This window comes from Bacteroides sp. A1C1, from assembly GCF_004328515.1.
GTDB lineage: Bacteria > Bacteroidota > Bacteroidia > Bacteroidales > Bacteroidaceae > Bacteroides > Bacteroides uniformis.
Window position 1 is genome coordinate 613,544 of the sequence record NZ_CP036491.1, and the last position, 17,709, is coordinate 631,252.

A 17,709-nucleotide genomic window follows, 5' to 3' on the forward strand; every position below is an offset into this window, starting at 1 on the left:
AAAGAGCATCCATGAAGTACCCCCGGCTCCAAAGTCATTCATTGGCGGGTGTTGGCGTGATACGCCATGATGCACGGACAGAAAAAACTATCTACCTTTGTCGCAGGGAGAGCGCAGCCCGTTCTCGGTAAGAGAACGTAAGACAAATCCTTCAGACCTTTAATCCGGCACAGCCGGATTTTAATATGCGTCAGCATATAGCGAGGTGTACTTTCAGCGGTTGAAAATATTTCCAACCGCTGAAAGTCCCGCCCCGAAAGGCCTTTCGGGGATGTCAGTTCTCCCAAGTCGAACTTCCTAAATTATTCATGTTATGAAAGATGAAACAAGAATCCGTAGCGCCGCAGGGCGCAAGGTGCTGGCGGACCCGCGTACGCACCGCTATTATCTCTGTCTCAATGACAGTGAGAACGAGAAGTTTCTCACGATGTTTGAACAGTCCGGCATGAAGAACAAGGCCGAATTTATCTTTGCCCGCATCTTCGGCTGAGAGTTCAAGGTAGTGAGGATTGATAAGGAAGCGCAGGAATATTATGCCCGGCTGACCGCTTTCTATCAGCAGTTCCGCCGTATCGGAAACAACTACAACCAATGTGTAAAGACCATCCATACCATTTATGGGGAAAAGAAATCGCTTGCCTTCCTTTATAAACTGGCCGAAGAAACCCGCAAACTGGAGGAACTCTGCAAACAGATTATCGAACTGACAAAACGGTACGAAAAAGAGTATCTCACTAAAAAGGAATAACATCATGGTGCCGAATATCACATCCGGCAGTTCATTCTATGGAGTGATTGCCTATAATAAGATAAAGGTGGACGAAGGTATGGCAAAGGTATTGTGACATCCCAAAATTGCGGCTGACACTTCGGGCAATGTGCCGATTGAACACTGCGTGCAGGCTTTTGAGCCTTACATCGCACTCAACTCGCACGTCCGGAAACCGGTTATCCACATCTCCCTGAACCCATCCCCGAAAGACATTCTTTCGGAAGAGCAGATGACCGTATTGGCTCAGGAGTTCATGGAAAACTTCGGTTACGGGAACCAGCCCTATATTGCATGGCTGCATGAAGACATAGACCGCAAGCACATGCACATCGTATCGGTACGTATTGATGAAACCGGAGAAAAAATAGACCATAACCGGGAAGCTATCCGGGCACAGAACATCTGCCGTGAAATGGAAGTGAAGTACGGGCTTCATCCCACACTCGGAGAACACGGTGAGAGGGAACTATCATCCCTACAAAAAGTGGACTATGCGAAAGGAGACGTGAAAGCACAGGTAAAGCATACCGCCCGAACCTTGCTGGAATGTTACAACTGTCACTCGCTTGCCGAATATGGCACTCTTCTGAACCTGTATAACGTAACCGTTTATGAAGTCAGGGGAAGTGTGGACGGGAAGGAATACCACGGTATTATGTACGGAGCTTTGGATGATAACGGACAGCAGGTGGGAACACCTTTCAAGTCCAGCAAGTTCGGTAAGGCATTCGGTTATGAAGCACTGCAAAAGAAGTTTGCCGCTTCTACTGAAAAGGTGAAAAGGAACAGCCTTGCCGAAAGGACAAGACAGGAAGTCATTAAAGCCATGCAGGACATCGGCACGAAAGAGGATTTCGCCCGAAAGCTGAAAGAGGCGGATATAGAGACGGTTTACCGTATCAATCCCGAAGGACGTCTGTACGGCATCACTTTCATAGACCATACCAGCCGGACAGTGCTTAACGGCTCGCGTCTGGGCAAGGCCTTTTCAGCCAATGTGTTCAACGAATTGTTCAACAATCCGGATGCGGACCGTACAAGGCTGATACCACCGCCGGAGCAGGATACACCCCGGCCGGAACAAGATACGAAAGAAAGACTGGAAAGGAAGGAATACCGGCAGCAGGAAAATCAAGGCTATCAGAGTGAACTGTCCGGCAGTCTGATTGATACGTCCGCACTCGGTGCCATTGACATTTTCTCCCTACTCATGGAAGATGACCATACGCACGAGTACATCGATCCGGCCTTCCGCTTCGGACGCAGGAAAAAGAAGAAGCGCAGGCGCAAATTATAATATAATTAAGGTATAGAACAAAAAGTCGAATTTTAACAGTTACAATTATGCAGAATGAAGATGATTTAAGAGGTCTTGCCAAAGTCACGGACTTTATGCGGGCCGTCAGTTTTCTATTTTTGGCGATACACATCTATTGGTTTTGTTACGGCTGGCTACACGAAATGGGCTGGACGCTTGATATTGTGGACAGGATACTGTCCAATTTCCAGCGTACCACAGGACTGTTCTCGTCCCTTCTTTACACCAAACTGTTTTGTGTCCTCTTCCTCGGTCTGTCCTGCATGGGCAACCAGGGGGTAAAGAAGCATGAAATCACATGAAGGAAAATAATTATTGCGGCCATAGCGGGTGCCATACTCTTTTTCCTGAACTGGTGGTTACTGTCCATTGACGCATCATCCGGTGTATGCGCCATACTTTATACCGTGACATTGGCCGGCGGTTTCTTCTGCCTGTTGGCATCCGGTTTATGGATTAGCCGTCTGTTGAAGAACAATTTGCTGGAGGACGTTTTCAATACCGAAAATGAATCGTTCATGCAGGAAACCCGCCTTATGGAAAACGAGTATTCCATTAACCTGCCGACCAAATTCTGGTACGGGAGAAAGGAATGGAAAGGCTGGATAAACGTGGTGAATCCTTTCCGGGCCAGCATGATTTTAGGTACACCGGGTAGCGGAAAATCGTATGCCGTGGTCAATAATTACATAAAGCAGGCAATAGAGAAGTCCTATGCTCTTTATATATACGACTTTAAATTTGATGACCTGTCGGTTATTGCCTATAACCACCTGATTAAGTACAGACACCGCTATAAGATACCGCCCAAGTTCTACGTGATAAATTTCGATAACCCACGCAAGAGCCATCGCTGTAACCCGCTGGCACCGGAACTGATGACGGATATTTCAGACGCTTACGAGTCGTCGTACACCATAATGCTTAACCTCAATAAGTCGTGGGTGCAAAAACAAAGGGACTTCTTCGTAGAATCCCCGATTGTATTGTTTACGGCGATAATATGGTTCTTGAAGTTGTATGAAAATGGCAAGTATTGTACGTTCCCTCATGCGATAGAACTATTGAACAAAAGGTACGAGGATGTATTCACCATTCTGACAAGCTATCCCGAACTTGAAAACTATTTGAGCCCGTTTATTGATGCGTGGAAAGGCGGTGCCAGTGAGCAGTTAATGGGACAGATTGCATCTGCCAAAATCCCGCTTTCCCGACTGATAAGCCCGCAACTCTACTGGGTGATGTCCGGCAGTGACTTTACGCTGGATATTAATAATCCCAAAGAGCCTAAGGTTTTATGTGTGGGCAACAATCCCGATAGAATTTCTATTTATGGAGCAGCTTTAGGTCTGTATAACTCCCGTATTGTGAAGTTAATAAACAAGAAGAAGCAAATGAAAAGCTGTGTGATAATTGACGAGTTACCCACCATTTTCTTTAAAGGTCTGGATAATCTGATTGCCACGGCACGAAGTAATAAAGTGGCGGTTGTGTTGGGCTTTCAGGACTTCAGCCAGTTAAAGCGCGATTACGGAGACAAGGAAGCTGCTGTAATCATGTCAACTGTTGGTAATGTTTTCAGCGGCCAGGTGGTAGGTGAAACCGCCAAAACACTGTCGGAGAGGTTCGGAAAAATTCTTCAAAAGCGGGAATCCATGAGCATCAACCGTAACGATACGTCCACTTCCATCAGCACCCAACTGGACAGTCTGATACCTGCCAGCAAAATCAGTACGTTATCGCAAGGTATGTTTGTCGGTGCGGTAGCCGATAACTTCGGTGAGACAATCGAGCAGAAGATTTTCCATGCGCAGATAGTGGTGGACAATGAAGCCGTACAGAAAGAGACGGCGGCCTATCAACCCATTCCCGAAATCAGCAGCTTTCTGGATGAGAACGGCAATGATACAATGGAGCAACAGATACAGGCCAACTACCGGCAAATCAAGCAGGATATTGTGGAACTGGTAGAAAACGAACTGATCCGCATAGAGAATGACCCGGAACTCAAACATCTGTTGGGAGAGAATGGAAATTAAAATTATAATGACATTAATAGGGAATATATCGAATAAGGTTTTTAGGGTACCGATTTTCAACAATCCAGTTCCTTATTCTATATAAATTCTAATATTGAATAAAAAAAGCACTACTTCTTGTTAATGATACTACAAGAATAGTGCTTTTTATCTTATAACGATTTTCAAAATACCTTTTTAAGTTTCTCCCACAATACATTAGGATTAATTCCGACTCCCAAAGGTCCCATGCCTAAATTAATGGAAGAAAGCAGGCTGCTATTTTGTTTATCAATAGACTCTGCAATATGATTAATTGTTCCCATCAGGTCTGTAACATTTACCATTGCACTTTTTTTTATAAAATTCAACAATTCTATAGAAGGTGGTAAAAGCCCTATTGAAATCAATAAACTAATAGCTGTATTAACAATCTCCGTCCCCCATTCTTTCCTAAACTTCGCACTTAAACAAATTTTCCATAGCAATGATTGTGCCTTTAAAGAATAATTGGAAATTTTATCTACATCAGGAGGTAATAGCAAGTATTCGATATAATAATCAACCGTAAATGGCTGCTTGATATGAGTAATGAATTTAATCATTTGTAAGGGGATATTCTCCACCGTTACATCCATATATTGTAGTAAACTGGAACACGATGCAATATTATTCACTACTTCATAAGTATCTATACTCTCATTTGAAAAATTAAATCCATCTTCATTTATTGTACAATATGTAGCAACAACATCAAGACTTTTATCCTTGAATAAAAAAATGCGAATACCTTTTGACCTATAGAAGTAATTCATTCTACCAAAGGCAGAGCCATAAATTCCATCATAAAGTATAATTCCCTTTTGAGGATAAAATGATATATATTTATCTTTCGTTTTCGAGGACTTACTTCTTTCATTTTGAAGCTCCTCTATAGATTGGCTAATGCGTAGTGGTATTTTTTGCATTATGCTATTTTGAGAAGTAAGTAACTCTATAGTTCTATTAAAAGATATAACATCCAATTCCCTATTCATACCTAAAGCTTTAAGAACGGCGGCCACAAGTAATTTTTCTAAAACATCTTTTGTTACCATATGATATAATCTTAAAAATCAATACCTCATATGCAAATATAATCAAACCAAATGAATGATAGATGATTATAATTCATATTTTTAAATAACAGCTATTATTTTCGGAAACGCCATTTTCCGCCAAATCCCGCCATTCCTTTCCGCCATCCCCGGAACTGTAATAACCTATCAATTAAACCTCTACATTCGCACCGACGGGCTAAGGTTTACCCGATATTGATTAATTATTGTATCACTTAAACTATTAATTTTATGGCTAAGAAAAAACAAGAGCAACAAGAGCAGAGTCAGGACGAGCATGTAATGGCAGTCCTTGACAAGAGAACGAACAAGACCGCAGTCATCTCCAAGATGAACGAACAGGACGGCAGCATCGAAGTCGTACCGCCGGACAAAAAGAACAACAACAGTTTTCTCAAACTGGACCGTACCACACCTCTGGAACTGTTCTTCACGAATTTCAAGAACCAGTACCAAAATCCCACAAGCTTCAGTTTCTTCCTTGTACCACTTGCCGTTTTGGACAAGACACTGAACGCGGTCATCCAGATTCGGAAAGGGGAAGACCCCGGACCGGACGGCAAGAAACTGGTAGAAAACAGCGAACTCAACGACGAGGGACGTATCGCCAAACTGGCCCGGCGGTATAAGTTTGATGAGCACCAGCTGCCGTGGAAAGATCTGAACGCACTTGGTCTTGACAAGGAGACTCTGTTCAACAACCATTGCATGGGAGAACTTCTCAAAGGAAGAATCACTTCCACCGCACTGCCCATCAGCAAGGAGATAAACGGAGAAAAGAAAGATTTGGGCGAGGCCTGTTTCATGTGTGTGAAAGGTGCGGACGGCAAAGTGGAACTCAAGACACTCACCCGTCTGGACAAGCCCCAATATGATTTGCCGGTCTATAAAGGCGTATTCACGGATGAAGAGAAGGACAAACTGGCCGAAACGGGTACGTTGGGAGGAATCAAGGAAATGAAGGACACGCTTACCGGAAATGTCTGCAAATGCTATGTCAGTTTCCACGAGTCCACCAACCGCATCATCACCATGCCCGTGGATGCCATCAAAATCCCGGACTACATTTATGGGAAGAGACTGGACGACAAGCAGAAGCAGATACTCGCTTCAGGTGGCGAAGTCCCCATCAATGACATACAGCGCAAGAACGACACCATGCTTTCCGGTGTGGCCTATGTCGATCCGACCATAAGGGACATCGCATTCAAACAGTCCGACAAGCAGCTGAAGGTCAGCGATACGATTCTGGGAGCCAAGATAACCCCCGAACAGAAAAAGATACTGGAGAATCACGGAATGGTATTCATTGAGAACATGCGCAATCCCAAGACCAGACAGCTGTTCTCGGATGATGTGCGTTTCAGCAACAAGAGCAACAACCTGCTCATAGGACGCAATGCCCGTGAATACAAGCCGGCGGTTGAAAACCCCAAAAACGACAGGAAACAAGAAACAAAGCAGACGGCCCGCCATGTCGTATCTCCCAGACCGCAGGCCAGAAAGAACAGCCTCTCGTTCTCGTAATCCGGCAGCAGGCGGAACGTTTACCGAATCCATATACCCGGTTTCCTCTCAGGTTACCGGGTATGTCACAAATTATTTCCCCATTCAAAATCCAATGACAACAGATGATGATTACACAACATGACAACAACGGAGAACTGTCCTGCTTCAAGTCAGCTCTCCTTTTTTATTTGAGAGAAAGCCATCCGCACATGGCCGATGACAAGGCATTCATCCGGGAGCGTGCGGACAGTGCCGCAGAGGCTTACGAACATGCCATACGTGACGGCCTATCCGTCAGGCAGGCTTTGGAACAGGCTGACGCCGTTCTCTATCAGGACTTGCGCTTTTCCCGGTTCGATACGGTTTTCGAGGCCGTATCGGAGTGGTTTCCCGAAGTACGGCCCGAAAGACGGACGGATTTCTGCCTGAAGGTATTGTCGCCCGCAGAGGCGGTATTCGGCAAATATTCCATAGACGACAGGTTTGAATCATCTCCGGCCTGTCATACACTTACCGTTGAACTTACAGGTTTCATACAATCCTATATAGAACAATATGGCATATAACAGACGACAACATCTGGCGGACAACATAGCCGCACTTGAACTGATATTCATGCGTCCGGAGTTCTCTCTTACAGAACAGGGACGCAAGGTCTTGAACGGTTATTCGGGTTTCGGAGGACTGAAGTGCATCCTGAATCCGGCGGAGAAAGATACGGACATAGAAAAATGAAGGTCGGACAAAGAACTGTTTCCCCAGGTCCGGCTGCTGCATGAACTTCTGCGTGAGTATTCCAAAGATGAGAAAGAATACAAGTCATACGTCCAAAGTCTTAAGAATTCCGTCCTTACAGCCTTTTACACACCCGAGCCGGTGGTAACGGCCATGCAGGAAGCCCTGCTGATACCGGAAATCCGCCCGGAACGTTTTCTTGACCCTTCCGCCGGAACGGGCATGTTCATCAGCACTCTGAAGGATGTCCCCGAAATCCATTGCTTCGAGAAGGACAGGCTGACGGGAAGGATACTCTCATCCCTCTATCCGGAAAGCAAGGTGAACATAGAGGGTTTCCAGTCCATACAGCCTTATTATAACGGCTACTTCGATGTTGTTTCTTCCAATATCCCGTTTGGGAATACCAGGATTTATGACCGGGACTTTGACCGGAGTGACGACCCGGTGCGCAAATCCTCACTCGCTGCCGTACACAACTATTTCTTTCTCAAAGGCATGGATACGCTGCGCGAAGGCGGGATACTGGCCTATATCACGACTTCGGGCGTCATGGACTCGCCACAGAACCGTCCCGTCAGGGATTGGCTGGTAAACCATGCCAATCTCGTTTCTACCATCCGTCTGCCGGACAATCTGTTTACCGATGCGGGTACGGAAGTGGGCAGCGACCTGATCGTATTGCAGAAGAATACCCGAAAATCGGAACTGACCGAAAAGGAACGGAACTTTATTGAAACCCGTCTTATATCGGGCAGTATCAATATCAACAACAGCTATGCCGATTTGGACCATATCATCCATACTTCCGTATCCATGGGTAAAAACATGTACGGACAACCGGCCATGAATTTTATCCATGAAGGGGGTATCGGAGCCATTTCCGAACATCTCAGGCTATTATTGGCCCAAGATGTGGGAAACCATCTTGACCGGAAACTTTATGAAGAAAACCTGTCCCGTTCCACCGTTTCCACTGCCCTGAAAACCGGACCGGAAGTTCCACCGGAAACAACAGCAGTGGAGCACCGGCAGGAGATGCAGGAAGAAAGTCTCCTTTCCACCAAGCCTTATGAACCCATGCTTAATCTGTTTGCCGCCTATGCGGACGAGGAGGAAGCGGAGGTGCAGATGATGGAAAGCCGGCCATCACCGGGCCGGACAGCGTCGGCATCCCGCAAAAGAAAAGGAAACGAACCGGAAATGTTCAATCTGTTCTCGCAAGAGAACATGTATGATGAAGCCGTCTCACAAGAAGAAATGACCGGGGAACAGGCGGCAGCGGAAGCGAAATGGCAGGAACGCAGACTACGGTTCGAGGAAGAACGGAAAAAAGAAACGGAACCACGTCCGTTTACCGGAGAAATACGCCCCGAATACAAGAACGGCTCTCTCGTGAAAGCCGGTGAGCAATACGGATATTTGCAGGGATTGGGTACTCCCGAAGTACAGTTCCATCCGCTCAGGCTGACTGTCACACAACAATACCGGGCCGCCTACTATATCCCGCTCCGTGAAGCCTACCACAATCTCTACAATGTGGAAGCCGAAACGGAAACCGAACAGCCGGAACTAAGGGAGGAACTGAACCGGCAGTATGACCGTTTCCACCGCATGTTCAGGGAGCTGAACGGAAAGGACAACGCCAAGTTCCTGCTGTTGGATGCAGGAGGACGGGAAATGCTCTCATTGGAGCGTTCCGTCAACGGGAAGATACAGAAGGCGGACATATTCACCGTGCCCGTATCGTTCAACGCCAATGAAGTGACACATGTGGATACACCGCAGGAAGCCCTTGCGGCATCCCTGAACAAGTTCGGCGAGGTCAATCTGGAATATATGGAGAATCTCTGCGACATCGGCAGGCAGGAACTGCTCGAACAGCTGGAAGAGCGCATCTTCTACAATCCCATGATGAAGAGCCATGAAATCAAGGACCGTTTCATAGCGGGCAATGTGATCGCCAAAGCAGAATGGATAGAGAACCACCTGAGAGACTATCCCGATGACGGAGCGAGCAGAAAATCATTGGAGGCCCTTCGGAAAGCCATACCGGAGCCCATAAGTTTTGAACAGCTTGACTTCAACCTGGGGGAACGGTGGATACCCATGTCCGTATATGAGGAATTCGCCGGATACCTCTTCGAGACAAAGGCCCATATCCACTATACGGAATCCATCGACGAATTCAGCGTAAGCTTCGAGAGCACCAACGCGAACATCACCGACAGATATTATGTGAAAGGGGAAAAGAGAGGCTATTACGGAAACGACCTGCTGAAACATGCGCTGCACAACACCGTACCCGACATAACCAAGACCGTACAGGACAAGGAGGGCAATGACATTAAGGTACGGGATGCGGAGGCCATCCAGCTTGCCGACACCAAAATCAACGAGATACGTTCCGCCTTCACCGGCTGGCTGAATGAACAGCTGCCCGAATTCAAGCAGAACCTTGCGGACATGTACAACCGCAAGTTCAACTGCTATGTACGTCCCGATTACGACGGTTCCCTGCAAAGCTTCCCGTTCCTTGACCTGAAAGGGCTGGGCATACCGTCCCTGTACGACAGCCAGAAAAATGCCGTATGGATGCTGAAGATGAACGGAGGCGGGATAATCGACCATCAGGTAGGTACGGGCAAAACCCTTATCATGTGTATAGCCGCCTTTGAGATGAAACGTCTCGGACTGGCGAACAAGCCGATGATTATCGGACTCAAAAGCAATGTGCATGACATAGCCGACACGTTCAAGAGGGCCTATCCGAATGCCAGAGTGCTGTATCCGGGCAAGGAGGACTTTACGCCGGAGAAGCGTGTCGGAATATTCCATGACATCAAGAACAACAACTGGGACTGCATCATCCTGACACACGACCAGTTCGGGAAAATACCCCAGTCCCCCGAAATACAGCAGGAAATATATACGCAGGAAATAGACAGCATCGAAGAGAATCTCGCCGTATTCGAGCAGCAGGGCAATGAAGTGACCGGCTGGATAAAGAAGGGGCTGGAAAGAAGAAAGGAAAACCTTGAGGCCAAACTTGAAAAGCTGGAACAGGATATAAAGGACCGGACGGATGATGTTACAGATTTCAGGCAGATGGGCATCGACCACCTCTTCGTTGACGAATCGCACAATTTCAAGAACCTGATGTTCAACACACGCCATGCGAGGGTTTCCGGCCTGGGCAATCCCGAAGGAAGCATGAAGGCCATGAACATGCTTTTCGCCATCCGTACCATACAGGAGCGTACGGGCAGGGATTTGGGGGCCACTTTCTTGTCCGGTACGACCATCTCCAACAGCCTGACAGAACTCTATCTCCTTTTCAAGTATCTCCGTCCGAAGGAAATGGAGCGGCAGGGGATTACCTGTTTTGACGGTTGGGCGGCCGTCTATGCGAAGAAAAGCACGGACTTTGAATTTTCAGTGACCAACCAGGTGGTGCAGAAAGAGCGTTTCCGCTATTTTATCAAGGTGCCGGAACTCGCCAATTTTTATGCGGAGATAACCGATTACAAAACGGCCGAGGACGTAGGGGTTGACAGGCCGGAACTCAACGAGCAACTCTATCACATACCGCCCACTCCCCAGCAGGAGATTTTCATTCAAAAACTGATAAAGTTCGCTGAAACCGGGGATGCGACCTACATAGACAGGGAGCCTCTGTCCGAAGCGGAGGAGAAGGCACAGATGCTGATCGCCACCAACTACTCGAACAAGATGTCGCTTGACATGCGGCTGATAGACCAGCAGTACGGCGACAGTCCGGGAAACAAGGCGTCCCATTGCGCGGCCAAGATTGCGGAGTATTACTACAAATATCTTGACCAGAAAGGCACACAGTTCATTTTTTCAGACTTGAGTACCTATAAACCCGACCAGTGGAACATCTACAGTGAGATAAGGCGCAAACTCGTGGAAGACCATAATATCCCGGAAAAGCAGATAAAGTTCATTCAGGAGGCGAACAGCGACAACGCACGCAAGGAACTGTTCAAGGATATGAATTCCGGGCGCATCCGTTTCCTTTTCGGTTCCACACAGAAACTGGGAACGGGTGTCAACGCGCAGGAACGTGCCGTGGCCATCCATCATCTGGACATACCCTGAAGGCCGTCCGATCTGGAGCAGCGCAACGGACGCGCGGTGAGAAAAGGCAATATCATCGCCAAGCAGTACGCCGGCAACAAGGTGGACTGCTATATCTATGCGGTGGAGAAGTCACTGGACAGCTACAAGTTCAACCTGCTGCAAAACAAGCAGGTGTTCATCAACCAGCTCAAAAGCCGCAATCTGGCCGCCCGTACCATTGACGAGGGGGCGATTGACGAAAACGGAGGCGGCAGTTTCAGCGAATACGTGGCCATCCTTTCAGGCAACGACGACCTGCTGGAAAAGGCGAAGCTGGACAAGAAACTGGCGGTCCTCGAAAGCGAGAGGCAGGCATTCCACCGTAACAAGGGAAACGCGAAAGGCAAGCTGAATGAAAGGACTTCGGGAATAGAAAAAAACAATGCCTTTATCGGGCGTTTCACCAGGGACTGGGAATATTTCAACAAGGTGGCCCCCGCAGATGCGAAAACCGGACTCCGTCCCAATCCCCTGAAACTGGACGGTGTGGATTCGGACAACGTGGAGATACTCGGCAACCGGCTTGCCGCAATCAACCGGAATGCCCGGACGGAGGATGACTATATGAAAATCGGGACCCTGTTCGATTTCCGCATCCTTGTCCGTACCGAAAGGACCTGTGAGGGGGACATGCAGGCTTTGCAGAACAAGTTCATGGTCGAGGGGCTGGACGGTATCAAATATACCTACAACAACGGTTATATTGCCAAAGACCCGAAACTGGCCGTCATGAACTTCATCAATGCGCTGGAACGCATTCCCGCCATGATAGAGAAACGGGAGCAGGAAAACGCGGAGCTGTCGAAGGACATCCCGGTCCTTCAGGAGATTGTGGCGGCTTCATGGCCCAAGGATGCGGAAATCAAGCGGCTGAATGAGGAACTTGCCACGCTGAACCGGAAAATACAGCTTACCATAAAACCGGCAGGCGGGCATGAAAGCGGAACGGATGACGGAACGGAAATGAAAGGACAGAAAGCGACAGGCGAAAGTGACGATAAACCGGACCTGCCACGGAAGGCAAGGCATGTACCCCCAATGGAAATTGCCACCCCGTCAAACGGACTGAAAAAAATATCCTAAGTTTGCCGTAAAGAGCCGCTTTTCAGGAAATGACAAAGGTATGGCCGGCACCCGGATAAATCCGGTCTGCCGGCCATACTCTTATCTGTAATGGGAAGAAGGGCACTCCGTCATTCCTCTTCCTCAAAGGAAAGGCTTTCCACCTGTCTGTTAATAACCTTCCAGTCAATGGAATCCTTCAGATTGATTATATCCACAATCGAATAATGCCTGGTCCCGTTCTCCTCTTCCGCAAAACGCAGCCGTCCGCTCAAACGCTGCTTCTCAATCTCTGCCGGATCGAGGTTTATCAGCTCACAAACCTCATCGGGCAGCATGGAGAGTTCTACACAGTTATCCTCACAGATATGTTGCAGCACGGCCAACATGTTGAGGGACTTCTTGTAACTTCTCACGAGTGCGGCGAACGAGCCGCTTTCAACCTTAATCATCTTTCTCATAACCTTTTATTTTTAGAGTGTTCTTCTTTTTCAAGCAGCATGGCACGCAGCACGTCCGAACGGCGATAGTAAATCTTCCCCTTGTCACGGTGGAAAGGCAATGAACCGTCATTGCGGCGTCTTAGAAGTGTCCTGTCGGACATTTTGGTAAGCAGGCGCACGCCTTTTGAATCCAGTATCTCGCTGTCGGGCAAGTTATGTATGGCAGGAGCCAGTAACTTTTCAATGTTGGTTACTTTGGCGAGTATGGTACTGAGCATGTGGGTCATCTGCCCACCAGGTGCAGTTCTTCTGTTATTCATAATGACCTTGTTTTTATTGTTTATGGTGCAATATTACGGAGATATTATAAAGCCATTGGTTACTCAACCGTTGAGCAACCGCCAAAAAAAGACAGAAAACGCCAAGCCGGGACAAAAAATAGCCGGGAGGCAGTGTCTACGGCTATTCTATAACAAGTAGGCATCAATAAGTTATGCCTTCAATTATTAATATGTTAATAATCAGACGCAGCTATATACTTTATTGTACCAACGATTGTGTATAATAAATGGTTGAACTTTAATATGCCAATCCGCTAAAACGCAGATTGGCATTATTAAACCACATCAATCATAATTTTTGAGTAAACTCAAAAAAACTGACAATACGAGTTTTGTTTAGCATTCTCATTTTCCATCTCATTGATAAAAAAGGATTAAAGATTTGACTTACAATCTTTTTAACTACACACATTTAAAGGTGTTCAGCATTTAAAAGAGACTTATAGTGCGAACAGCTATTGTTTTTTTAGTTAACTTTGCATTTTAACCAACTGATAGAATAACAAATAAAGCATGAATGATAATGTATTAACATCTTATTCCTTTCTAGCTGCTTTGTCAGAAAACGAAACTGACATATATAAAACCGTTTATTTACCTCTATTTAAAAGGGCAATATCTTCGTATGCAGCAAAGAAATCTTCTAAGGAATCAAATTCAATTCAAGGCACAGATATTGATATACAGAGTATTATCCTTGAAGAATATGGTATTGAGGTTCCAATTCTTATTGTAAGAAAATTAATAAAAGCAGTAGGCACTTCTTTATCAAAGAAAGAACGTAATATATTCAAATTTGATACTTTTGAAGACGGAAAAGCCTTTCAATTTACTAATTATAATTACTTTTCTACAGAAGAAATTTATGATAGAGAAAGACGCAATGCTCAAGCTCTACAACAGGCTTTTGAAGACTATCTTAAATCAGAGAATTTATCAGAAAAAAACATTCCAAGTTTTTCACAATTCATAGATAAGAATAAATGTAATCTAAGTTCTTTCTTTTCAGGAAAAAACTGTTTAATACATGATGTAGAAGGTTCTTTTATGGCTCATGTTAATTTTCTACAGCATATAGAAGGAGGTTATCACTATCTTTATCAAACTGCTGAACGAATCTATTTAGGTTCTGTTATAGCTTCTTTTCTAGAAACGGGAGTGGATTTAGAATCCAAAATAGATGATAATATTATCTATTACTTAGATACTCAAATCGTTTTAGAAGCATTAGATTTACAGAAGGCAGAAGACACATTACCAACTCAAGAATTATTAAAGCTTATAAGAGCAACAGGAGGTAAAATTAGATTACTCGACATTACAATCAACGAAATTCATAAAATAATCGAATTAGCAATAAATAATTATAGTAAGAGCCATCCTACTACTACTGTAAATGAAGCGTGTGTACGAATTGGTAAAAACAAGACTTGGTTGATAAGTATTAATGGGAAATTGGAATCTTTCATTAAAGCAGAACTGCAAGTAGATATTGATGGTATTTTGGAAACAAAAATGAATCTATATTCCAGATCAGAGGACGTTAATTTATTAAAACAGACACGAATACATAAAAGTACTGCAATTCATGATGTAGCTGCCTATTTACATGTTCGAGATCGTCGAGAGGGTAATATTAGATTATTTCAAAAAGCTAAATATTGGTTTGTTACAGCTAACAAGAAGTTAGCTGATTTCAATATTTCACGCAAGACAAATGGGTTTGTTAATGAAACTATTATGCCTGAAGAACTAACTAGCCTGCTATTCCTTAAAAACCCTCAAAAATTGGCTAAAAAGGTATCTCAAATAGGACTTAACGAACTTATTGCACAGACTCTCTCTGAAGAATATGCAAGTAAAGAGCTTATAAATGAAATTGATATTGCTATTAAAGAATCTGCAGATTTGAGTGCCGAAGATTATAACATATTATTTTCTTCTATTGCTTTGCAATCAACTAATAAAATCCAGAAATTACTTGAGGAAATCAGCGATAAAAGAAAGTTTAATGAAAGTATCCATAATTTAATTGAAAAGGAAAGAACTAAACAAGCTAAGTCAAAAGAGGAAAAAATACAAAGACAAAAGCAGTTTGAAGAAGTAAATCATGAGAAACTATCTTTAGAGGAAAAGTTGAAAAACCTAGAAGCTAAGCTATCGCAAGGGGAAAAGGAGCGGAAAGAACAGCAAGAACGCATTAGGAAAATAGAAGAACAACAAGCTGAATCATTATTAAAGAGAAAAAAAGCTCAACGTAGTTTTTGGTTAGCATTAGGCGGACTAATCCTCTCAGCAGTTATTTTTCTAGTTGCTTTATATTATCCAACATTATTTTCTGGAATGAAAGATTTTATAAAAGGCATAGCTTCTCTGGGGGGAGTATGGGGATTAATTAGTTTAATAATTAACATATGTAAACTTTTTCACAAATAGTATGCTTGAGTAAATCGTCTACGATATGCGTGTATAAAGTATAAGAGGGCATACCAGTTTCCCTGTATGCCCTGAGGCTGTAAACTAAACTGTGTCAGCAAAGACTAAAATATTAACTTTGCTAACACAGTTTAGGGGCATTCAGAAAATGCCTCTAAAAAGTAAGATGTCGTATAAAACTGATAAACGATAATCTTTCCATATGCCATTTTATTGTAATTTTACTGAATGTCTCCTGTTTAATTTACAATCTCCCAGCCAGTCATTATACAGTGACCAAAGTATATAGCTACGCTAATAAATTTGTTTACCAAGACAGCCGGAAGCAACCTCCAGCCATTCTTGAAAGAATAGGCATCCAAAGCTCATGCCTGCCAGTATTCATTCCTAACCTCCTCTCCTTACATTACATGGAAAAATGAAAATCCATTTTTATTTGTGACATTTCACGCATCACCGTACGGTCCAGTACACGTGCATAATGACGGGTCATCTGGACATTGGTATGGCCTAACATCTTAGCAACGCTCTCTATCGAGACACCATTGGCCAGAGCAAATGTGGCAAAAGTATGCCTCGCAACGTGGGTGGTCAATGTTTTTTTTATGCCACAAATATCAGCCAGTTCCTTGAGATAGGCATTCATTTTTTGATTACAAAGCACTGGAAAAAGTACACCATGTTTCCTGCAATATTCATTGGTGGAATATTTCTCCAATATTTTTAACGGAATTTCCATCAATGGGATGTTACACATGATTTTGGTTTTCTGCCTTCCCTTGCGTATCCATCTGACACCGTTCGAGTCCTCCACGATATGCTCCTTTCCCAATCCGTGAATATCCGAGAAGGCCAGACCGGTGAAGCAACAGAACACAAAAATGTCCCGTACCTGACCCAGCCGCGGAATATCAATCTCCTTTGAAATCAGTTTTCGGATTTCCGAATCTTCCAAGAAGTCCGGCTCCACCTTATCCAACGAGAACCTGATTTCCAAAAACGGATCATTCTTCATCCATCCCTTGGCCAAAGCGATACGGATAATCTTCTTGAAGTTCTTCAGATACTTGGTGGCTGTATTATGACAACACTTTTTCGAGGTCTTAAGCCAAAACTCGTAATCCTCAACAAACTGGCGGGAAACTTCATCCAAAAGAATATCTTTCTTATGATATGTCTCCCAGACAAAATCCTGAGTATGCTTCAAGGATGTCTCATAACGCTGCACGGTTGCAGGCGCCATGTCCGTACCGGACAATCGGGCGCATTTATCATTATGTTCACGGAAAACCTCAAACAGGGTACGCTGTACGGGAGCATCCTTACCCAAAAAACGGTCCAGGACACTGCCGGCAGAAACCGCTACACCTTCTATTTCCAGTTCACGCTGAATTTTCATTATCCTCAAACGGATAGAATCAAGATACAGATTCAGTTCCTTGTACTCACGCTTCTTTTCCAGGGCCTTTCCTTTTGCCACACTCCAGAATTCCGGAAGAATTGTTTTCTTCACTGAAGCATCAACCCGAACTCCATTCACTGTAATTCTCATCATTATCGGAGCCTCACCGTTCCGATTCAATTTCGTCCTACGAATGTAGAACAATAGACAAAATGTTGTTCTTTCCATCTTACTTGTTTTTTAATCACAAAACTAAAATTCCAAGAGCAACAAGTCAAGATGCAAAACACTGATAAACAGCGAATTATTCACTTAATAGGTGTACCTGACATTGAAGGAGATCAGGTACACCGAATAGTACACCGAAAGAATGCTTTGATATGCTTATTTTTGCCATGCATCAAAAACAAAA

General features: G+C 44.7%; 11 protein-coding genes and 2 pseudogenes. 9 read left to right on the forward strand and 4 right to left on the reverse strand.

Translation table 11 applies throughout. From position 1 onward, the window contains the following. The first annotated feature begins 313 nt into the window (after nucleotides 1–313). The 3 genes and pseudogenes from mobA to mobC all read left to right on the forward strand — a co-directional run bounded on the left by mobA (nucleotide 314) and on the right by mobC (nucleotide 4,129). A pseudogene (gene mobA, locus EYA81_RS19405) lies at nucleotides 314–748 on the forward strand (conjugal transfer protein MobA). A 148-nt stretch (nucleotides 749–896) separates the two neighbouring features. Then, entirely contained in the window at nucleotides 897–2,069 is a 1,173-nt protein-coding gene (gene mobB / locus EYA81_RS02730; RefSeq protein ID WP_060385851.1) for a conjugal transfer protein MobB, read from the forward strand. 47 nt (nucleotides 2,070–2,116) lie between these two features. After that, nucleotides 2,117–4,129 (forward strand): annotated as a pseudogene (gene mobC, locus EYA81_RS02740) (conjugal transfer protein MobC). 164 nt (nucleotides 4,130–4,293) lie between these two features. On the opposite strand, the gene EYA81_RS02745 reads toward mobC, so the two are convergent. Further along, nucleotides 4,294–5,205 carry a hypothetical protein gene (locus EYA81_RS02745; RefSeq protein WP_060385848.1) on the reverse strand — a complete coding sequence of 304 codons (912 nt, stop codon included), beginning with the start codon at nucleotides 5,203–5,205 and terminating at the stop codon, nucleotides 4,294–4,296. Nucleotides 5,206–5,457: 252 nt separating this feature from the next. Here EYA81_RS02745 and EYA81_RS02750 point away from each other — a divergent pair, with 252 nt between their 5' ends. The 5 genes from EYA81_RS02750 to EYA81_RS02770 all read left to right on the forward strand — a co-directional run bounded on the left by EYA81_RS02750 (nucleotide 5,458) and on the right by EYA81_RS02770 (nucleotide 12,696). Next, nucleotides 5,458–6,753 (forward strand): DUF3945 domain-containing protein, encoded by a 1,296-nt coding sequence (locus EYA81_RS02750; protein ID WP_060385847.1) that lies wholly within the window; start codon nucleotides 5,458–5,460, stop codon nucleotides 6,751–6,753. A 104-nt stretch (nucleotides 6,754–6,857) separates the two neighbouring features. Next, nucleotides 6,858–7,301, forward strand: a complete 444-nt coding sequence (locus tag EYA81_RS02755) for a DUF1896 domain-containing protein (protein ID WP_082709294.1) — start codon at nucleotides 6,858–6,860, stop codon at nucleotides 7,299–7,301. Beyond that, entirely contained in the window at nucleotides 7,291–7,470 is a 180-nt protein-coding gene (locus tag EYA81_RS02760; protein WP_008781871.1) for a hypothetical protein, read from the forward strand. Before EYA81_RS02755 ends, EYA81_RS02760 begins: the two co-directional genes overlap by 11 nt. Nucleotides 7,471–7,518: 48 nt before the next feature. Then, a complete protein-coding gene (locus EYA81_RS02765) occupies nucleotides 7,519–11,592 on the forward strand; it encodes an N-6 DNA methylase (RefSeq protein ID WP_082709293.1) in 4,074 nt (1,357 codons plus the stop codon). Between the two features lie 81 nt (nucleotides 11,593–11,673). Next, nucleotides 11,674–12,696, forward strand: coding sequence for a hypothetical protein (locus EYA81_RS02770; protein WP_060385865.1), 1,023 nt, complete (start codon nucleotides 11,674–11,676; stop codon nucleotides 12,694–12,696). 110 nt (nucleotides 12,697–12,806) lie between these two features. Here EYA81_RS02770 and EYA81_RS02775 read toward each other — a convergent pair whose 3' ends face one another. After that, nucleotides 12,807–13,136 carry a hypothetical protein gene (locus EYA81_RS02775; RefSeq protein ID WP_005655143.1) on the reverse strand — a complete coding sequence of 110 codons (330 nt, stop codon included), beginning with the start codon at nucleotides 13,134–13,136 and terminating at the stop codon, nucleotides 12,807–12,809. Further along, nucleotides 13,133–13,438 (reverse strand): DNA-binding protein, encoded by a 306-nt coding sequence (locus EYA81_RS02780; protein ID WP_005651667.1) that lies wholly within the window; start codon nucleotides 13,436–13,438, stop codon nucleotides 13,133–13,135. The genes EYA81_RS02775 and EYA81_RS02780 overlap by 4 nt, the downstream gene beginning before the upstream one ends. Nucleotides 13,439–13,972: 534 nt before the next feature. Between EYA81_RS02780 and EYA81_RS02785 the strand changes: the two genes are divergently transcribed. Next, entirely contained in the window at nucleotides 13,973–15,895 is a 1,923-nt protein-coding gene (locus EYA81_RS02785; protein ID WP_060385846.1) for a TIGR04086 family membrane protein, read from the forward strand. Nucleotides 15,896–16,301: 406 nt separating this feature from the next. Here the strand turns inward: EYA81_RS02785 and EYA81_RS02790 are convergent, their stop codons facing one another. Then, nucleotides 16,302–17,525, reverse strand: a complete 1,224-nt coding sequence (locus EYA81_RS02790) for a site-specific integrase (protein WP_060385845.1) — start codon at nucleotides 17,523–17,525, stop codon at nucleotides 16,302–16,304. Between the last annotated feature and the right edge of the window lie 184 nt (nucleotides 17,526–17,709).

Bases quoted from the DNA above. Each gene is read 5' to 3' on its own strand.
- EYA81_RS02790 (WP_060385845.1), bottom strand. From the start codon at position 17,525: ATGGAAAGAACAACATTTTGTCTATTGTTCTACATTCGTAGGACGAAA.
- EYA81_RS02775 (WP_005655143.1), bottom strand. From the start codon at position 13,136: ATGAGAAAGATGATTAAGGTTGAAAGCGGCTCGTTCGCCGCACTCGTG.
- EYA81_RS02755 (WP_082709294.1), top strand. From the start codon at position 6,858: ATGATGATTACACAACATGACAACAACGGAGAACTGTCCTGCTTCAAG.
- EYA81_RS02750 (WP_060385847.1), top strand. From the start codon at position 5,458: ATGGCTAAGAAAAAACAAGAGCAACAAGAGCAGAGTCAGGACGAGCAT.
- EYA81_RS02760 (WP_008781871.1), top strand. From the start codon at position 7,291: ATGGCATATAACAGACGACAACATCTGGCGGACAACATAGCCGCACTT.
- EYA81_RS02785 (WP_060385846.1), top strand. From the start codon at position 13,973: ATGAATGATAATGTATTAACATCTTATTCCTTTCTAGCTGCTTTGTCA.
- EYA81_RS02780 (WP_005651667.1), bottom strand. From the start codon at position 13,438: ATGAATAACAGAAGAACTGCACCTGGTGGGCAGATGACCCACATGCTC.
- EYA81_RS02745 (WP_060385848.1), bottom strand. From the start codon at position 5,205: ATGGTAACAAAAGATGTTTTAGAAAAATTACTTGTGGCCGCCGTTCTT.